Origin of the sequence: Pandoraea apista (assembly GCF_001465595.2) — a bacterium.
GTDB lineage: Bacteria > Pseudomonadota > Gammaproteobacteria > Burkholderiales > Burkholderiaceae > Pandoraea > Pandoraea apista.
The window spans coordinates 3,031,312-3,046,399 of record NZ_CP013481.2; the positions used below are offsets into that span (position 1 = coordinate 3,031,312).

Here is a 15,088-nt window from a genome sequence, read left to right on the forward strand (position 1 = left end):
TAACTTGAATTCGTATAGTGCATCAAACACGGCGGCTGTGCTCGGCCGGCCGTTCCACCGGCATTCAGGAGTTGGATATGACGACCGCACTCGAATCTCTGCTGTTCCTCGCCGCTCGGGCACTCGCGACGGGCGTTTGCGCAACCGCCGCGATGGATCTATGGGCGATCCTGCTGCGTCGTGCATTCGGGTTGACGTCGCTCGATTACGCGCTGGTCGGCCGATGGCTGGGTCATATGCCGGCAGGCCGTTTCGCACACGCGAGCATCGGGCGGGCGTCGCCCGTTTCGGGGGAAAAGGCGTTGGGATGGTTCGCGCATTACGCCATCGGCGTGGGATTTGCAGCTTGTTTCGTCGGCCTCGCCGGCCCCGCGTGGTGGCAGGCGCCGACGTTCGCACCGGCACTGGCGTTCGGCATCGGCACGATCGTTGTACCGTTCTTCATCATGCAACCGGCATTCGGTGCAGGCATTGCGGCATCGAAGACGCCCAACCCCACACAGGCACGATTGCGCAGTCTCATGACGCACAGCGTTTTCGGTCTCGGCCTCTATGCGGGAGGCTGGTTAGTGAGCCTGGCGGGCCGGGCAATCGTGGACTAAGGCGGTTTCGCACGACGCGCGCTTGAGCTGTCACAGACGCCGTACTATAGTGGCCGACGCCATGCATTGCTTGCGGTACCTTGGCGTCCTCACAACACGGCATGGCGTCGTTGCACGCCTACTCAAGGATTTCGCCCACTATGGACACCACCGTCGTCGAAAGCTGGAAGGATTTCATGGAGTTGTCCTCCCGCTTCGAAGGTTGGGCCTTTCGCGGGCAGCAGGATGCGCGTTGGCACCTGCAAAGCTCGCTCTCGCGGTATCTGCACGCCTACGTGTCCGACAAGGAACAGTGGCGAAGCCGCGAAGCGCGTGCCATCCGCATCTTCCGGCGCAAGGCGCATAACCATGTGCCGTGGCCCGAGCTGTTGCACGACGACCTGCGCTGCCTCGGGCTAATGCAGCACCACGGCGCGCCCACCCGCTTGCTGGACTTCACGAAGTCGCCCTTCGTCGCCGCTTTCTTCGCGCTGGAGCGCGCCACGAGCGATTCGGCCATCTTCGCGCTGAACACCCCCGCGCTTTACGACGACCGCGCTCGCCCGCGCCATGCACCGTGGCTCACGCGCGATACGATCGATCCGCGCGTGAAAGGGAACATGGCGAAGTACTTTCTCGGCAACGACAACGAAGTGGTCTGGTTCGGCGAGCCGGAAGAGATGGACGGCCGCCTCATCGCGCAATCGGGAACCTTTGTGGTGCCGGGCGTGATCGACAAGCCGCTGCACCGCATTCTCGACGGTTACGAGAGCGATGAGCCGTTGCTGCGCAAGATCGTGCTGCCAGTGGCACTGCGCGCGGACGCAATGAAGTGGCTCTACCGGATGAACGTGACGAACGCGTCGCTGTTCCCCGACCTTGACGGTCTGGCACGCTCGATTGCCGTCGAAATCGAAATGGTCTGGCCGACGCAGACGCTCGGCTGAGCGAGGTTCATGGGGCGGCCCATGGCCGGCTTCCCGTTGCACCTTACAACAGGCGCTCCAGAAAGCTGGCCCCGCCCGAGCGGCGCTCGGACTTGTTCGCGTACATGCGCTGATCGGCAACGCGGATAAGTTCGCTCAACGATTCGCCATCTTCCGGGAATACCGCCACCCCCACGCTCACGCGCACGGTCAGGCTCGCGTCGTTCACCGAGATGGCCTGCTCGATCTCCGAGCGCAAACGTGTCACGGCGAAATCGATCCTCTCGACAATCTCCGCATCCTGAACGATGGCGACGAACTCGTCGCCAGAGTGACGTGCTACAAAGCCGCACTCCGCCACCCCCGCCTTCATCCGATGGCCGATCTCCTTGAGCAGCACGTCGCCTGCGGCATGACCAAGGCTGTCGTTCACCCCTTTGAATCCGTCGATATCGGCAAAAAGCAGCGCCAGCTTTCCGTTGGTGCGCTGCGCTCGACGCACGGCTTCGCGCGCGAACTCACCAAACGTGCGGCGGTTCGGCAGTCCGGTCAGTTCATCGAAACGCGCCGCCTTGTAGAGATCGTCGATGAGTTGCTTGCGCTCGATCGCCAGCGCGGTTTGATCGCAGACGAATGCCAGCAGGCGTTGCGCGGTTTCCGCCTGCAACGCGCGGGCCCGGCCATAGATCATGAGCGTGCCCACCGCGCGCCGCGCTGTGTACATGGGCAACACGGCTAACGCGTGCTTTCCTGGCGCCGCGCTCTCCTCTGGCGAGAAAGGTTCGCACCGCCACTGCCCGGGCAACGGGGCCTGCGCCTCATCGGGCACCGCCTCGATCAGCCGCCACTGCGATTGCCGGGCGTTCGTGGCCCGCGTGGAAAGCGCCTCTGCTTGCGACCAGTCGAGCACCGGGATCTCGGCACTGTCGCGGTACTGATACGCCTTCTCCCACGTCATCAGTTCGGCGTCGCATGTCGCAACGACGATGGCGTCGATGGGGAACAACGTGCAGAGCGTGTCGTGAACCGCCTTGCAAAGCGAGCGGACGTCCGCGGCGTCGTGCGCGGCTTCGGAGATCGAATAAGTCGCTCGTTGCAGCGCTTCGGCGTGCTTCTTTGCCGACACATCGCGCGCCACACCGATGCGCAAGCCGTACTCGCCGGACCAGCGCGCCGACCACATGATGTGGACGTAGTGACCGTCCTTGTGAATGTAGCGGTTCTCGAAGCCAATGCGCGGATGCCCCGACATCACCAGCTTCGACTCCTCAATCGTGCGCTCGCGGTCTTCCTTTGCCACGAAATCGATCATCGGGCGCCCCATCAATTCCTGCGAGGAGTACCCGAGAATGCGCTCGCAAGCTGGACTCACATACATAAGAGTGCCGGCTTCATTGACGAGAAATACCGCGTCCAGCAGCAACTCCATGCAGCTCGCCAGAACGTCTTTTGTTACGAATTCCATTTATTTCGAACGGGCATGAATCATCGGCCCTGCATTTACCAATCTCAACATGTGAATATTTCATCACTATGACAACGCAACACTTGCGATTGCTGCTCTACGCTGCGCACAACTCAGAAGATCAGTTGTTTCACCCACCTCGGAGTGGCAACGTTCGTCGCACATTCCGACCGACATTTCCGGCACGCCGCCTCGTATTCGGTACGAAGCAGCCTGATTCTGCCCGCAACGAGATGCCTGAATTCCAACTCTCGTTCGCTAAAACCCACCCGGTCCACGTACTTCGAGCCGTCGGGCAAAGCGCCCCGGATTTCGTAGTAAGTCACCCCGTCACGCGAATATTTCACCACTTTGGCTGCCATCTTTGCCCAGTCTTTATGTGTTTTTGCTCTGCCAAAACTTCCCTGTTATTTTCTGTACTGCCGGAGGGTGACAACGATTGTCACTTGGCAAATTCAAATTGGCAACCACGGCAATACACCCGTGGCAGCCTTACCACGGGCGGCTTTCGGCGATAGTCGCCGTTGGCAAGCGGCAAATACCACGCTCCTCAATTGCGATAATTTCAACAAAATATATCGGATGACTAATCAAGAGTTTTTTATTAACCATTCCATCTTTAAATTTTTTATATCAATAGATCACCGGAAATGACAAAATTTCCGTCATTCACAGAATTAACCAACCTTTCACCTGCGCTCCATCTTGGCGTCGCGATTCTGGAATTTATACATTCAAATCAAATCCGGGATATTCAGGACAACGATTTATAGCCAATCGACGCGATTTTTCCCGGATTTCCGGGCATGCTCGCCGGCAAGTCGTAGCGAGCGCGGACAGCCGTGCCGCCGGCCACATCAGCTTTCGCCCGGATGGCATGGAGACCTACCTGCCTGCGCTGACGTCGACTAGCATAGGAGGCATGATGACCGACGCCATGTAGCGTGCGGATCAGCAAAGCCGCTACCACGCTCACAACAGCGGCAATGACAGGAGATCGCAATGACCAAGCTCGTCACATGCGTATGGTTCGATCAGGGCCAGGCCCGCGAGGCGGCAGAGTTCTACGCCGCCACATTCCCCGACAGTCATGTCGACGCGCGTCACGCGTCGCCGATCCCCGGCGTCGGCCAGGGGGACGACCTGACAGTGGAGTTCACCGTGCTCGGTCAGCGATTCGTCGGTCTGAACGGCGGTCCCGAGTTCAAACCGAACGAAGCGGTGAGCTTTATGGTGCTCACGCAGAGCCAGGAAGAGACCGACCGCTACTGGAACGCCATCGTCGGCAACGGTGGCAAAGCGTCTGCCTGCGGCTGGTGCAAAGACCAATGGGGATTCTCGTGGCAGATCACGCCGCAGCGTCTGCTGGATCTCGTGACGAGTCCCGACGTCGCCACTGCACGCCGGGCGATGGAAGCCATGATGACCATGTCCAAGATCGATATCGCCGCACTCGAGCGCGCTGTCGCGGGTTGATGCAGCTCCCAAGGCCGGCCTTCGTCGGCGAATGCTTCGGCAGCCTCATGCGCTTCCGGCATGGAACGAGACTGCGCACGGCGTGCGCTTGCCGGCGCATGCCAAAACAGGCTATGGATCGCGTCGGGCATAGCGACTTCGCATACCTACCCCTCACAATGACCGCGCTTGCCGCCAATGCACTTGACGTCATCCGCTCATAGCGTATAGAGTCACCGCATGACGAATTCCAGCACCCGCCTCTCGCAGCGTTTGCACGGTGTCCCGATGGGACAGCGGGGTGCGTTCGTCAAAAGCAAAAAACAGTCGCTCAACTGACCGGAGCGTGCTGTTCCGTCAGTTGAGCGACGGAATAGCCACGTGGACCCGGCAGTCCCGCCCCGCACGCAGCGCCGCCTGGCGCCTGGCATTACCCGGCCCGCCTGCCCTGAAGTTCTCCCACGCGTCTGACACATTACGTCGCGCAACTGTTCGGTTTCCGTACAGGTCATCACACGTACGTATTGTCCAGGGAGACACTCATGCAAGTTGCGCAGTCCCACACCCCGTCGCCGGCTTCGTCTGACGCGTCCGCCGCATGCCTCAGCGCTGCCTCACCCGGTACCCCGGCGTTTCGCGGAATCTGGCTGCCGCTCGTCACGCCGTTCCTGCGCAAGGGTGCCGACACGCCGGTCGACCACGCGGCATTGCGCCGGCTCGTCGCCCATTACCGTCACTCGGGCATTGCCGGTTTCGTGATCTGCGGCACAACAGGCGAAGCGGCAGCGCTCGACGAAGCCGAACAACTCGCCGTATTCGACACGGTGCTGACAGAGGCCGGCGATCTCCCCGTGATTGCGGGACTCTCGGGCAATCATCTGGGCCACACTCTCTCCCGTATGGACGCCTTCAATGCGCTGCCTCTCGCGGGCGTGCTGACCCCAGCGCCGTATTACATACGGCCGTCGCAGGCGGGACTGGCCGGCTGGTTCCAGACGCTCGCCGACCGCTCGCGCGCGCCGCTCGTGCTGTACGACATTCCCTATCGCACCGGCGCTACGCTGACGCTCGATACGTTGCTCACGCTCGCGGGCCACGGCAACATTAGCGCGATCAAGGATTGCGGCGGCAATGCGCATACCACACAGTCGCTTATCGCCGACGGCCGCCTGTCGGTTCTCGCCGGCGAGGATCACCAGTTGCTGTCTACGCTGACGATGGGAGGACACGGCGCGATCATCGCGTCGTCGCATTGCCGGCCGGCGCATTTCGCGGCACTGTATTGCGCAGTGCAAGCGCAGCAACTTGACGTGGCCCGCGCACTGTTCCATGCGCTCATGCCGGTGGTAAAGCTGCTGTTCGCCGAGGCCAATCCCGGCCCGGTCAAGGCGTGGCTCGCCCGCGAAGGACTGCTGACGGACGTATTGCGGGCACCGATGACGAGCGCATCGCCCACGGTGGCGCAACAGTTGGTAGACGCGATTGCCGCCGTCGACGCCGGATTCGGCGCCAAGGCGGTCAACGCTGCATGAGGCATGACGGGCGCAACAAGCGGCGCCCGCGCCTGACGGCCCTCATCAGGCGGCCGCGCGCTGGCCTCCTCGCGCCCCGGTCAGTCCCTCCGGCCCCTTGCCGGCATGCCACGGCGTACCGGCCAGCGCGGTGAGCGTCGGTGCGTGCCGCGCCTCGCCGTGCGGCAGGCTACTGTCGGCGTCTACCCGGAACTTCGCGGTCTCCCCGACGAGGTCGGCGGCCTGCTGGCGCATATGTTCGGCCGCAGCCGCCGCTTCTTCCACGAGCGCAGCGTTCTGTTGTGTCACCTCATCCATCTGGGTGACGGCCTGATTCACCTGCTCGATGCCGCGCGCCTGCTCGTCGCTCGCGGCGGCGATCTCGGCGATCAGTTCGTTCACGCGTCGTACCGACACCACGATCTGATCCATCGTACGGCCGGCAACTTCCACGCGCGAAGTCCCGTCCTCGACCTGCTGAATAGACGCCGCAATCAGTTCGCGAATGTCCTTGGCCGTGCCGGCCGAACGCTGGGCAAGCGTGCGCACTTCGCCCGCCACCACCGCGAACCCGCGCCCCTGCTCGCCCGCGCGCGCAGCTTCCACCGCGGCATTGAGCGCCAGAATATTGGTCTGGAACGCGATACCTTCGATCGCCTTGATCATGTCGCTCATGCGGGCCGAGGCGCTGGCCATCGCCTGCATCGTTTCGACGACAGCACGCACGCTCTGCGAACCGGCATCTGCAACCCCTGATGCCTCTTGCGACAGACGCCGCGCCTGCATCGCATGTTCGACGTTCTGGCGCACGGTCGAGGTCAGTTCTTCCATCGATGCCGCCGTCTGCTCCAGCGACGCTGCCTGCTCCTCGGTGCGCTGCGACAAATCGGTATTGCCCTGCGCGATCTCACGCGCGGCATTATCGATTGCGCCCGACGCTGCCTGAATATTGCGCACAAGATGCGCCAGTTGTTCGACTGCGGTGTCGAGCGCGTTGGCCATCTGCCCGATCTCGTCGCCGCGCCCGGCGTTCACCCGATGGGTCAGATCGCCGCTGGCAAGTGCGGCCGCGCCCCGGGCCGCGGCGTGCACCGGACGTGTGACCGACCGGACGATAGCCACCGCCGACACGACCGAGATCGCAACAGACGCCAGCAGCGCGATAAGCAGCCACAGTCGCGCAGATACGTAGGCGGCATTCGCGTCTGCGGCTTCCTTGGCACTGACGGCCTTGCCAACCCCCATGAGATCGTCAAGCGGCGAGAAGAAAGCCAGCTGGGCCTTCTGCACCGGCCCCAGCAATTCGGTCTTGGCCTGCGCATAATTGCCGCTGCGGACTAATCCCTTGATGACCTCGAGCTGCTTTCCGTACTCGGTGCTGGCCTCGGTCAGCGTTTTGTATAGCGCCTTGCCTTTCTCGGTGTAAAAGATCGTCGCCATGCCGGCGATGCTCTTGAGATTGGTGGCGTTCAGTTCGTCGATTCTGGCCAGACGCGCGTCGAGTTGCGACGCGTCTTCCGACATCACGATGTCGCGCAGGACTACGGCAATGTTCGCCGCCCGATCCTTCAGCCCGTGAAATTCGAGAATTTTGTTGTTAAGGTCGGAAACGATGAGTTGGGTATTCGTATCCATCGTCGCCATCTTCGCGACCGCCACCACGGCCACGATCAGCAGCATGACAACATTGATGGAAAACGCGGCCGTAAGCCGTCTGCTGATACTCAGATTCTTGAACATTACCTTGCACGCCTTGAGCGGTTCGTCCTGCGGATCGTAATTTCAAGCCCGCTGCCGGCACGCGCAGCAGGCCACTGTCTCTCTCGGTACCCCTGACGAGACTTAACGAATCCTTTTGACGAAACTTGAGCGTGCGAGCGGCGAAATCGTGTAACCGCCTGAAAACGCCCGCCCAGCATGGTTGTCCACCGGTGGACAATGGCGCCGGATCAACGCAAATTGCGTATATCGGAAGCGTCAGGACCCGACGGCACTCGCGGCGACCGGGTCTGCCGGTGCCGCACGCGTTCCCCATTGCACGACGAGCATGCCCGCGACGATCAGCATCACGCCCGCTACGCGCGTCAGATTGGCTGGTTTGGCCACAAGTCCCATGAGGCCGAAGTGGTCGATGATGAGCGATGCCACGACCTGTCCCGCCACGACACACACGATGAAATTTGCGGCACCCAGGCGCGGTGTCAGCACGAGCGCCGCCGTAATGTAGGCAACGCCCGCGATACCGCCGATCCACAGCCACCAAGGCCCGCGTGCCGCCGCGCCGATATCCGGGGCGCCCGCGCGCATTGCACTCAGCACCGGCAGCACCACAAAGAGACTGACCAGCAGCGAGGCGACCGTCGCCCATAGCGGATGGCCCAGTGCGCGACCCAGCGCGGCATTGCTGCCCGCCTGAAACGGTACGACCGCCCCGGCAAGCACGGCGATGGCCAGCGGCAACACGGCGGCGAACGGGAGCGCAGGGGTAAGGGGGGTATTCATGAGGCGTCCTCTCTATATGCAAATATCGCTTGCCATCAGCGTGCACCATCCATTTGAATAATGGAAATTCTTAATTTGCACACAAACTATTCGTCACATGGATGATCTTCGCCGGATTGATCTGAACCTGTTGCTTACGCTGCATGCGCTGCTGGCCGAGCGGCATGTATCGCGCGCGGCGCTCCGCCTGCATCGCAGCCAGCCGGCAGTGAGTCATGCGCTGGCCCAACTGCGGGGAATCTTCGACGATCCGCTGCTTGTGCGGCGCGACGGCAGCCTGACATTGACGGCGCGTGCGCTCGAACTTCAGCGCCCGCTCGAAGACGCGCTGGATCAGTTGCAAGGGCTGCTGCATGCACCGGCGTTCGACGCGCGCGGCGCCCGGCGCACGTTTCGCGTCGCACTGTCGGACTACGGCTCGCGCGTGGCGCTGCCCGCGCTGACCCGGCGACTGCGCGAACGCGCCCCCGGCGTGGATCTGGCGTCATCGCAAGCGAGCCGCGAGGCCATGCTCACGCAATTGCTCGACGGCGAGATCGACCTGGCGTTAGGGGTGTTTCATGACTTGCCGGGCGAACTGCAAGCGCAAACGCTCTTCAACGAATCGTTCGTCTGTGTGGCCGACCGTGCCACATTGCCCGCACGCGGGGGCCTGTCGCTGGCGGAATGGCTCGCGCGACCGCATGTGCTGGTGGCCATGCGCCCCGGCCCGGACAACGAAATCGATCAGGCCCTCGCGGGAATCGGTCACGCGCGACGCGTTGCCGTGACCCTCCCGCACTGGAGCATTGCCCCGGAATTGATTGCCGGCACCGACCTCGTCCTCACAGTGGCGGAACGCTCTGTCGCGCCATTGCGTCACGACCGGCAGTTGCGCCGCTTCGCTGCGCCCTTCTCGATCCCGCCGTTCTCCTTTCAGGCCGTGTGGCATGCACGCCGCGATGTCGACCCCGCGCACCGCTGGTTGCGCGAGCAGCTTGTCGAGGTGTGTTCCGAGGCCCGTTGAGAAGCAGAGTCGCCCAGCGCCCGTAGACGGTAGGCCGCAGTTCGTGGTTGGTGGTTGGTGGTTCATCGGTCGGAAACGACGCGCTACGACAACACTCGCCGGCGTAGCCCACACGCCGCCGCTTGCCACTCGGCGGACGTTTGGCCGACACTGGGCGCACTGCATCGCCCCGGTGGCATGCGCTCAGGGAGCGTTGAATGGCGAACGGCAAGCGTGTCAAGAAGAAGCAATGGGCCACGCCGGCGACACGGCTGGAACGGCTTACCCGCGAGCGCGAGCGCAAGATGGCGCGCTCTCCCCATGCCTACGTACGCGGCAGCACCGCCCGCTTTTACGAGTGGCTCGACAAGGCCGATGTCAATCTGCCACAAGGTCCCGCCATCTGGATTTGCGGCGATTGCCATACCGGCAATCTCGGTCCGCTGGCCGACGCCCACGGTCGCGTCGACGTGCTCATTCGCGACCTGGATCAGACTGTCATCGGCAATCCCGTACACGACCTGATCCGGCTGGCCCTCTCGCTGGCCAGTGCGGCGCGCGGCTCTGCCCTCTCGGGCCTGACCATCATCCAGATGCTCGAAGCGCTCACTCATGGCTACGCCTCGGCGTTCGAGCGCGACCCAGATGCCGCGAGCGGCGATGCACCGCGCAAAACGAAATCGCGCAAACACCACGCAAAATCGAAGACCGGCAAAACGGCGAAGGAAGAGGAGACGCGCCCGGCCGTCGTCGACCTCATCATGCGCCGCGCGGTCAAGCGTTCGTGGAAGCATCTCGCGCTTGAGCGTATTGAGGATATTCGTCCGAAGATTCCACTGGGCCGCCGCTTCTGGCCGCTCAGCAAGACAGAACAGAAGGACATCGACGCCCTGTTTCAGGTCGACGCCATTGCCAGCCTCGCGACGTCGCTGCGCGACCGCCCCAGCGACGGCCGCGTCGAAGTCCTCGACGCCGCTTACTGGGTCAAGGGTTGCAGCTCATTGGGACGCCTGCGTTACGCCGTGTTGCTCGACGTGGATGGAGGCGTGGTGCAAGGCGACGACCTGTGCCTGATGGATCTCAAGGAGGGGGTGAAGGCGGCTGCGCCGCGCTATGCCGGCGTCCACATGCCGCGCGACAACGCCGAACGCGTGGTCAAGGGGGCTCGCCATCTCTCGCCGTCGCTCGGCGAGCGCATGCGGGCGGCGCGTCTCATGGACCGCTCCATTGTGATCCGGGAACTGCTGCCGCAAGACCTGAAGCTCGAAATCGATACCCTCACCCGCGACGACGCCGCCGAGGTGGCCCGCTATCTCGGCCGTGTCGTGGGACAGGCGCACGCGCGGCAGATGGACAACGCCACCTGCCGCGCGTGGCAAGCCGATCTGCTACGCAACCGATCCAAGTCCATCGACACGCCGGTGTGGCTCTGGAACAGTGTCGTTCAACTCACGAGCGAACATGAAGCGGCGTATCTGGAACACTGCAAGCGGCTATTCTCGGGCGAGGCATAACTCGCCCGTTGGCAAGCCGATCAGAACATCGAGTTGCCGCTGACGGTCTTGGCCGGCACTTGCTGCGCCACATCCCAGTGCTCGACGATCTTGCCCTTGTCCAGTCGAAAAATGTCGACGATAGCAATGGGCAGATCTCCCGGATGGGGCACCTTGCGCACGTGCAGGATCACGTAATCGCCATCTGCGAACGCGCGGACGATATCGCTGTGCGAGTCGGGCTGATTCTTGCGCAGGAAGTCCAGAAACTTGCCGAACCCCTCCACACCGTCGGCTGCGTTCGGATTGTGCTGAATGTACTGGGTGCCGAGGTACTGGCGCGCAGCCTCGAAGTCCTTGCGATTCAGGCCGGCGTCGTAGAACGCCAGCACGGCCTGCTTGTTGGCCGCCATCTGCGCAGCCGACACGGTGGGCGCCGCGCTGGCCGAGGAACTCAGCCCTTCGGCACCGGCGGCCGACAAAGCGGCCCCGGGCACAGGCGGCATGCCTTCGGCGGCATGAGCGGAAACGGTCGTAATGACCGAGGCGGCCGCCGCAATGGCAAGCCACGAAGCGATGGGCGTTTTCATGGAGTTCGAGTGAGGTCGGGTTGACGTTGCATTGGTGATGCGATCAGCTTAGCAGTTCATATGGTCCGCCACGCGCCAGCGCACGTTGATACGCCTCTCGCGCATGGATCCGCTTAAGGAAGTCGTCGATGGCCGGCCACTGCCGTTGTCCGTCGGCGCGTGCGGTCGCGGCTTCCAATGGGAAACTCATCTGAATGTCCGCCGCGCTGAAGCTGTCGCCGACCAACCAGCCGGTCTTCGTCAACGCGTCGTTGACATACCCGAAATGCAGTTTCAATTGCGGGTCCACGAAGCTCGACTGCAACGTCTCGCTGATCTTGCGAGCCACCGGCCGTACGAAAAACGGCATGGGCGCGCTCGCAATGCGCAGCGCCACGAGCTTGAGCAGCAACGGCGGCATGGCCGACCCTTCCGCGTAATGCAGCCAGTAAGTCCAGCGCAGCCGCTCCGGTGTGTCTCTCGGCGGCACAAGCCTGCCCTGACCGTAGCGCTCCACAAGGTACTCGATGATCGCCCCCGACTCGGCCAGCGTCAGTTCGCCATCGGTCACTACGGGCGACTTGCCGAGCGGATGCACCCGACGCAACTCCGGCGGGGCGAGCATGGTCTTGGCGTCGCGTTCGTAACGGCGCAGTTCGTACGGAACGCCCAGTTCTTCGAGCAACCACAATACGCGCTGCGAGCGGGAGTTGTTCAAGTGATGAACCGTCAGCATGGTGTCTGGCTCCGGCGGGAAATCCGCACGCCATTGTCGCCGCAATACCGGGTTTGCGGGAAGCTTGCCAATCGGCCCCGTCGGTCCCGTCGGTCCATCGCGGTTCGCCTATGCCCTGCCCGGGCGAGTCTGTTCTTCAGCGCCACGCGGCGCTGAGCATTACGCCGCCGGAGACGACGAGCATCGTATCGAGCAAGCGCTGAAAGACCGCAGGGGTCAGGCCCAGCACGAAGCGCTTGCCCAGCACGGTGCCCAGCATCAGCGTGAGACCGACGATCAGCCCGTTGGCCCACGCCTCGGGCGGCAATGCGCCAAGGTCGGAGAACATCAGCACCTTGGCGACATAGATCAGCACGGAACTGGCCGATTCCGAACCGAGGAATGCCCCCGCCGACAGGCCGTACGCGGCGAACGCCGGCACGCTGAGCGGCCCGGTGGAAAGCACAATGCCCGTAAGGAAACCGATGAACGCACCGGCGGCCGCCAACTGCCAGAGCGCGAGCCGCCATTGTCTGCGTTGCAGATAATGCCGTGCCGGTACCATGCCAATGAAGAACAGGCCCAGCGCAATATCCACGGCCGTGGCCGGCAAACTCCACAAGGTACGCGCGCCAAGTGCCGCGGCCGGGGCACCTGGCAGCGAATACGCCAGCACGGCGCGCCAGTCGATTTCGCGCCACCAGGCCATCACCTTCGAAACGTTGCCGACGATGGCTGCGACCGCCATGATCGGCACCGCCTGCTTCGGGCCATACGTGTAGACCAGCACCGGCAGCAGCATCATCGACGACCCCGTGCCGACAACCCCACTCACTGCCCCCGCCGCCGTACCGACGACCGCAATCATTGCCATGCCCCACGCGTGTTCCGCGATTTGCCCGAATACCGCTGCCAACATGCACGCCTCGTCGTTTGCCCGCACTCTCACGCCTTATCGCCCCACGTGAGCCATGGGCGTGACAATAAAGCATGATGAAGACTCACACCATCGACAAATTGACAGGGCTTCTGTGATAAAAAGTCACAATTCCACAGTCATTTTCCCGATGAGAGTCAAAATATGTCGCGTCGCCAGTTACCCCCACTGCATGCCTTACGGGTGTTCGAGACGGCGGCACGCGCAGAAAGCCTGAGTGCAGCAGCGCGGGAATTGTCGATCACCCACGGCGCGGTGAGCCGTCAGATCGCACTGCTTGAGGATTGGCTCGGGCAGACACTCTTCGTCAGGCAAGGACAGCGCAACGTTGCGACGGACCACGCGCGCGCGTTCGCCGCCGAGATCAGTGCGGCGTTCGACCGGATCGACGACGCCGCCGTGCGCTTCGGTAAGGCGCCGCAAACGCGCATCGTACGTGTCAATGCACAAACCACGCTCGCGATGCACTGGCTGATCGCGCGGCTGCCCGCGTTTCACGCGGCATATCCCGATGTGCAGGTAGTCGTGACCACATCGAGCAGTGCCGACCCGGCGTTTCGCGGCGGGTTCGACGTCGCGATCCGCCGCGACCCGCCGCCGCGTCCCGAGTGGCTGCCTTACGAGAAAGCGGTCTTGTTCACCGAACAGACGAGTGTCGTCGCCGCGCCTGCGCTATTGAACGCAATACCCCTGCGCCGGCTGAAGGATCTCGCAAAACACGCTTTCGTCGCGACACAAACCCGTGTTGGCGCATGGGAGGACTGGTTGAGCGCCGCTGGCATGCCCGCATTGCGACCGTTGCGATTTCATCGCTTCGATCACTACCATGTGAGTTTGCAGGCGGTCGTGGACGGGCTGGGGTTGGGGATCGGCTGTACGCCGACGCTCGATCGCGAACTGGCCGCCGGGCGTCTGACCATGCCATTTCCGGAGATTCAGGTGGAAGGGGCAACCTACGTCACGCTGGTACCGCGCGACGCCGACAAGTCCCGGCCGTTACGGGACTTCCTGGCGTGGGTGCATGGCACTGCCAGCGCCACGACCGTTGCGCTTACCCCGGCGGCCGCACGCTCCACTTCCCGGGCGACACGCCAAACGCGCGCCGGAAGTGGCGGGTAAAGTGCGACAGATCGTTGAAACCCTGCGCCACGGCAACGTCGGTTGCCGACGCACCTGCCCGCAAGGCGGGCAATGCGCGTACCAGACGCAGCTGATTGCGCCAGGCATGCGGCGCGAGGCCCGTTTCGCGCGAGAACAATCGTGCGGCGTGAAAGGGCGACAGATCGACAGCCTCGGCCAGCGCGGTGAGCGATAACGGTTCGGTGAGATCGGCCGAGAGTCGCGCCTTCATCGTCTCGACGCGCACGGCGTCGCGATGCATCGCCATCTCCGGCACGCGTGCCTGCGCGTGACGAATCAGCATCATCGACATCGCCTCGATCAACACGCTTTCCGCCACTAACGGGTCTGCTCCGTTCTGCAACAGCCGGTGGGCGGCAATCAGCCGCTGCATGGCCTGGTCGTCGTGGATAACGTTCTCGCCAAACCACGGCAAGGCATCGTCGGGTAACACCAAACCCGGTAGCGGGCTGCGCAGCTGACGCTGCACTTCTTGCACGAAACCGACCGGCAGATAGAACACCCGATAGCGCCAGCCGAAATCCGTCTCTCGCGCACCGGTATGGACTTCGCCAGGATGAATGATGGCGACCGAGCCGGCATCGGCCACATGCTCACCGCCCCGGTAGGCGTAACGTTCCGCGCCCTCGACAATGCACGCGACGGTGTATGTATCGTGCCAGTGCGGTGCGAAGGTGTGGTCGTTGTATTCGGCCGTGAGCATGTCGCCGCCCGGCACCAGCGACGAGCGCCAGTACAGGGGAGCGTTACGGAACGGTTGAATCGGTTGGTACAGGGCACTCATGCCCGCTACTTTACACCGGGCGACG

Annotated in this window: 14 protein-coding genes; 7 read left to right on the forward strand and 7 right to left on the reverse strand. The window is 63.1% G+C overall.

The window, feature by feature from the left end:
• Positions 1 to 77 precede the first annotated feature (77 nt).
• Positions 78 to 602, forward strand: a complete 525-nt coding sequence (locus AT395_RS13935) for a DUF2938 domain-containing protein (RefSeq protein WP_048629520.1) — start codon at positions 78 to 80, stop codon at positions 600 to 602.
• Between the two features lie 140 nt (positions 603 to 742).
• On the forward strand, positions 743 to 1,528 hold the full coding sequence (locus tag AT395_RS13940; RefSeq protein ID WP_042116051.1) for an FRG domain-containing protein: 786 nt from the start codon (positions 743 to 745) through the stop codon (positions 1,526 to 1,528).
• Positions 1,529 to 1,571: 43 nt separating this feature from the next.
• Here the strand turns inward: AT395_RS13940 and AT395_RS13945 are convergent, their stop codons facing one another.
• A complete protein-coding gene (locus AT395_RS13945; protein ID WP_042116053.1) occupies positions 1,572 to 2,972 on the reverse strand; it encodes a sensor domain-containing diguanylate cyclase in 1,401 nt (466 codons plus the stop codon).
• Between the two features lie 1,002 nt (positions 2,973 to 3,974).
• On the opposite strand from AT395_RS13945, the gene AT395_RS13955 reads away from it, so the two are divergent.
• Both AT395_RS13955 and dapA read left to right on the forward strand, forming a co-directional pair.
• Positions 3,975 to 4,448, forward strand: a complete 474-nt coding sequence (locus AT395_RS13955) for a VOC family protein (RefSeq protein ID WP_042116055.1) — start codon at positions 3,975 to 3,977, stop codon at positions 4,446 to 4,448.
• Between the two features lie 521 nt (positions 4,449 to 4,969).
• The gene (gene dapA / locus AT395_RS13965) at positions 4,970 to 5,959 is read left to right on the forward strand and encodes a 4-hydroxy-tetrahydrodipicolinate synthase (RefSeq protein WP_082164849.1); all 990 of its coding nucleotides are present in this window, start codon (positions 4,970 to 4,972) and stop codon (positions 5,957 to 5,959) included.
• A gap of 45 nt (positions 5,960 to 6,004) precedes the next feature.
• On the opposite strand, the gene AT395_RS13970 is transcribed toward dapA, so the two are convergent.
• Together AT395_RS13970 and AT395_RS13975 are read right to left on the reverse strand one after the other, a co-directional pair.
• The gene (locus AT395_RS13970) at positions 6,005 to 7,678 is read right to left on the reverse strand and encodes a methyl-accepting chemotaxis protein (protein ID WP_048629523.1); all 1,674 of its coding nucleotides are present in this window, start codon (positions 7,676 to 7,678) and stop codon (positions 6,005 to 6,007) included.
• Positions 7,679 to 7,915: 237 nt separating this feature from the next.
• Positions 7,916 to 8,440, reverse strand: coding sequence for a DMT family transporter (locus AT395_RS13975; protein ID WP_058375206.1), 525 nt, complete (start codon positions 8,438 to 8,440; stop codon positions 7,916 to 7,918).
• Positions 8,441 to 8,537: 97 nt separating this feature from the next.
• Here AT395_RS13975 and AT395_RS13980 point away from each other — a divergent pair, with 97 nt between their 5' ends.
• Positions 8,538 to 9,446 carry a LysR family transcriptional regulator gene (locus AT395_RS13980; protein WP_048629525.1) on the forward strand — a complete coding sequence of 303 codons (909 nt, stop codon included), beginning with the start codon at positions 8,538 to 8,540 and terminating at the stop codon, positions 9,444 to 9,446.
• A 197-nt stretch (positions 9,447 to 9,643) separates the two neighbouring features.
• On the forward strand, positions 9,644 to 10,939 hold the full coding sequence (locus AT395_RS13985) for a DUF2252 family protein (RefSeq protein ID WP_053086398.1): 1,296 nt from the start codon (positions 9,644 to 9,646) through the stop codon (positions 10,937 to 10,939).
• Positions 10,940 to 10,959: 20 nt separating this feature from the next.
• Here AT395_RS13985 and AT395_RS13990 read toward each other — a convergent pair whose 3' ends face one another.
• The 3 genes from AT395_RS13990 to AT395_RS14000 form a co-directional block, all read right to left on the reverse strand.
• Complete coding sequence (locus tag AT395_RS13990; RefSeq protein WP_042118549.1) at positions 10,960 to 11,424, reverse strand: nuclear transport factor 2 family protein; 465 nt, start codon at positions 11,422 to 11,424, stop codon at positions 10,960 to 10,962.
• 127 nt (positions 11,425 to 11,551) lie between these two features.
• Positions 11,552 to 12,223, reverse strand: a complete 672-nt coding sequence (locus AT395_RS13995) for a glutathione S-transferase (protein WP_048629526.1) — start codon at positions 12,221 to 12,223, stop codon at positions 11,552 to 11,554.
• Between the two features lie 136 nt (positions 12,224 to 12,359).
• Positions 12,360 to 13,121, reverse strand: coding sequence for a sulfite exporter TauE/SafE family protein (locus AT395_RS14000; protein WP_224787431.1), 762 nt, complete (start codon positions 13,119 to 13,121; stop codon positions 12,360 to 12,362).
• Between the two features lie 162 nt (positions 13,122 to 13,283).
• Between AT395_RS14000 and AT395_RS14005 the strand changes: the two genes are divergently transcribed.
• Positions 13,284 to 14,258, forward strand: a complete 975-nt coding sequence (locus tag AT395_RS14005) for a LysR substrate-binding domain-containing protein (protein ID WP_048629527.1) — start codon at positions 13,284 to 13,286, stop codon at positions 14,256 to 14,258.
• On the opposite strand, the gene AT395_RS14010 is transcribed toward AT395_RS14005, so the two are convergent.
• Positions 14,191 to 15,063 (reverse strand): AraC family transcriptional regulator, encoded by an 873-nt coding sequence (locus tag AT395_RS14010; RefSeq protein ID WP_048629528.1) that lies wholly within the window; start codon positions 15,061 to 15,063, stop codon positions 14,191 to 14,193. The two genes, AT395_RS14005 and AT395_RS14010, sit on opposite strands and share 68 nt — an antisense overlap.
• Positions 15,064 to 15,088 lie beyond the last annotated feature (25 nt).

What these genes read in the sequence shown, in the direction of transcription:
- AT395_RS13935 (WP_048629520.1), top strand. Translation starts at nt 78, where the DNA reads ATGACGACCGCACTCGAATCTCTGCTGTTCCTCGCCGCTCGGGCACTC.
- AT395_RS13940 (WP_042116051.1), top strand. Translation starts at nt 743, where the DNA reads ATGGACACCACCGTCGTCGAAAGCTGGAAGGATTTCATGGAGTTGTCC.
- AT395_RS13945 (WP_042116053.1), bottom strand. Translation starts at nt 2,972, where the DNA reads ATGGAATTCGTAACAAAAGACGTTCTGGCGAGCTGCATGGAGTTGCTG.
- AT395_RS13955 (WP_042116055.1), top strand. Translation starts at nt 3,975, where the DNA reads ATGACCAAGCTCGTCACATGCGTATGGTTCGATCAGGGCCAGGCCCGC.
- dapA (WP_082164849.1), top strand. Translation starts at nt 4,970, where the DNA reads ATGCAAGTTGCGCAGTCCCACACCCCGTCGCCGGCTTCGTCTGACGCG.
- AT395_RS13970 (WP_048629523.1), bottom strand. Translation starts at nt 7,678, where the DNA reads ATGTTCAAGAATCTGAGTATCAGCAGACGGCTTACGGCCGCGTTTTCC.
- AT395_RS13975 (WP_058375206.1), bottom strand. Translation starts at nt 8,440, where the DNA reads ATGAATACCCCCCTTACCCCTGCGCTCCCGTTCGCCGCCGTGTTGCCG.
- AT395_RS13980 (WP_048629525.1), top strand. Translation starts at nt 8,538, where the DNA reads ATGGATGATCTTCGCCGGATTGATCTGAACCTGTTGCTTACGCTGCAT.
- AT395_RS13985 (WP_053086398.1), top strand. Translation starts at nt 9,644, where the DNA reads ATGGCGAACGGCAAGCGTGTCAAGAAGAAGCAATGGGCCACGCCGGCG.
- AT395_RS13990 (WP_042118549.1), bottom strand. Translation starts at nt 11,424, where the DNA reads ATGCCGCCTGTGCCCGGGGCCGCTTTGTCGGCCGCCGGTGCCGAAGGG.
- AT395_RS13995 (WP_048629526.1), bottom strand. Translation starts at nt 12,223, where the DNA reads ATGCTGACGGTTCATCACTTGAACAACTCCCGCTCGCAGCGCGTATTG.
- AT395_RS14000 (WP_224787431.1), bottom strand. Translation starts at nt 13,121, where the DNA reads ATGTTGGCAGCGGTATTCGGGCAAATCGCGGAACACGCGTGGGGCATG.
- AT395_RS14005 (WP_048629527.1), top strand. Translation starts at nt 13,284, where the DNA reads ATGTCGCGTCGCCAGTTACCCCCACTGCATGCCTTACGGGTGTTCGAG.
- AT395_RS14010 (WP_048629528.1), bottom strand. Translation starts at nt 15,063, where the DNA reads ATGAGTGCCCTGTACCAACCGATTCAACCGTTCCGTAACGCTCCCCTG.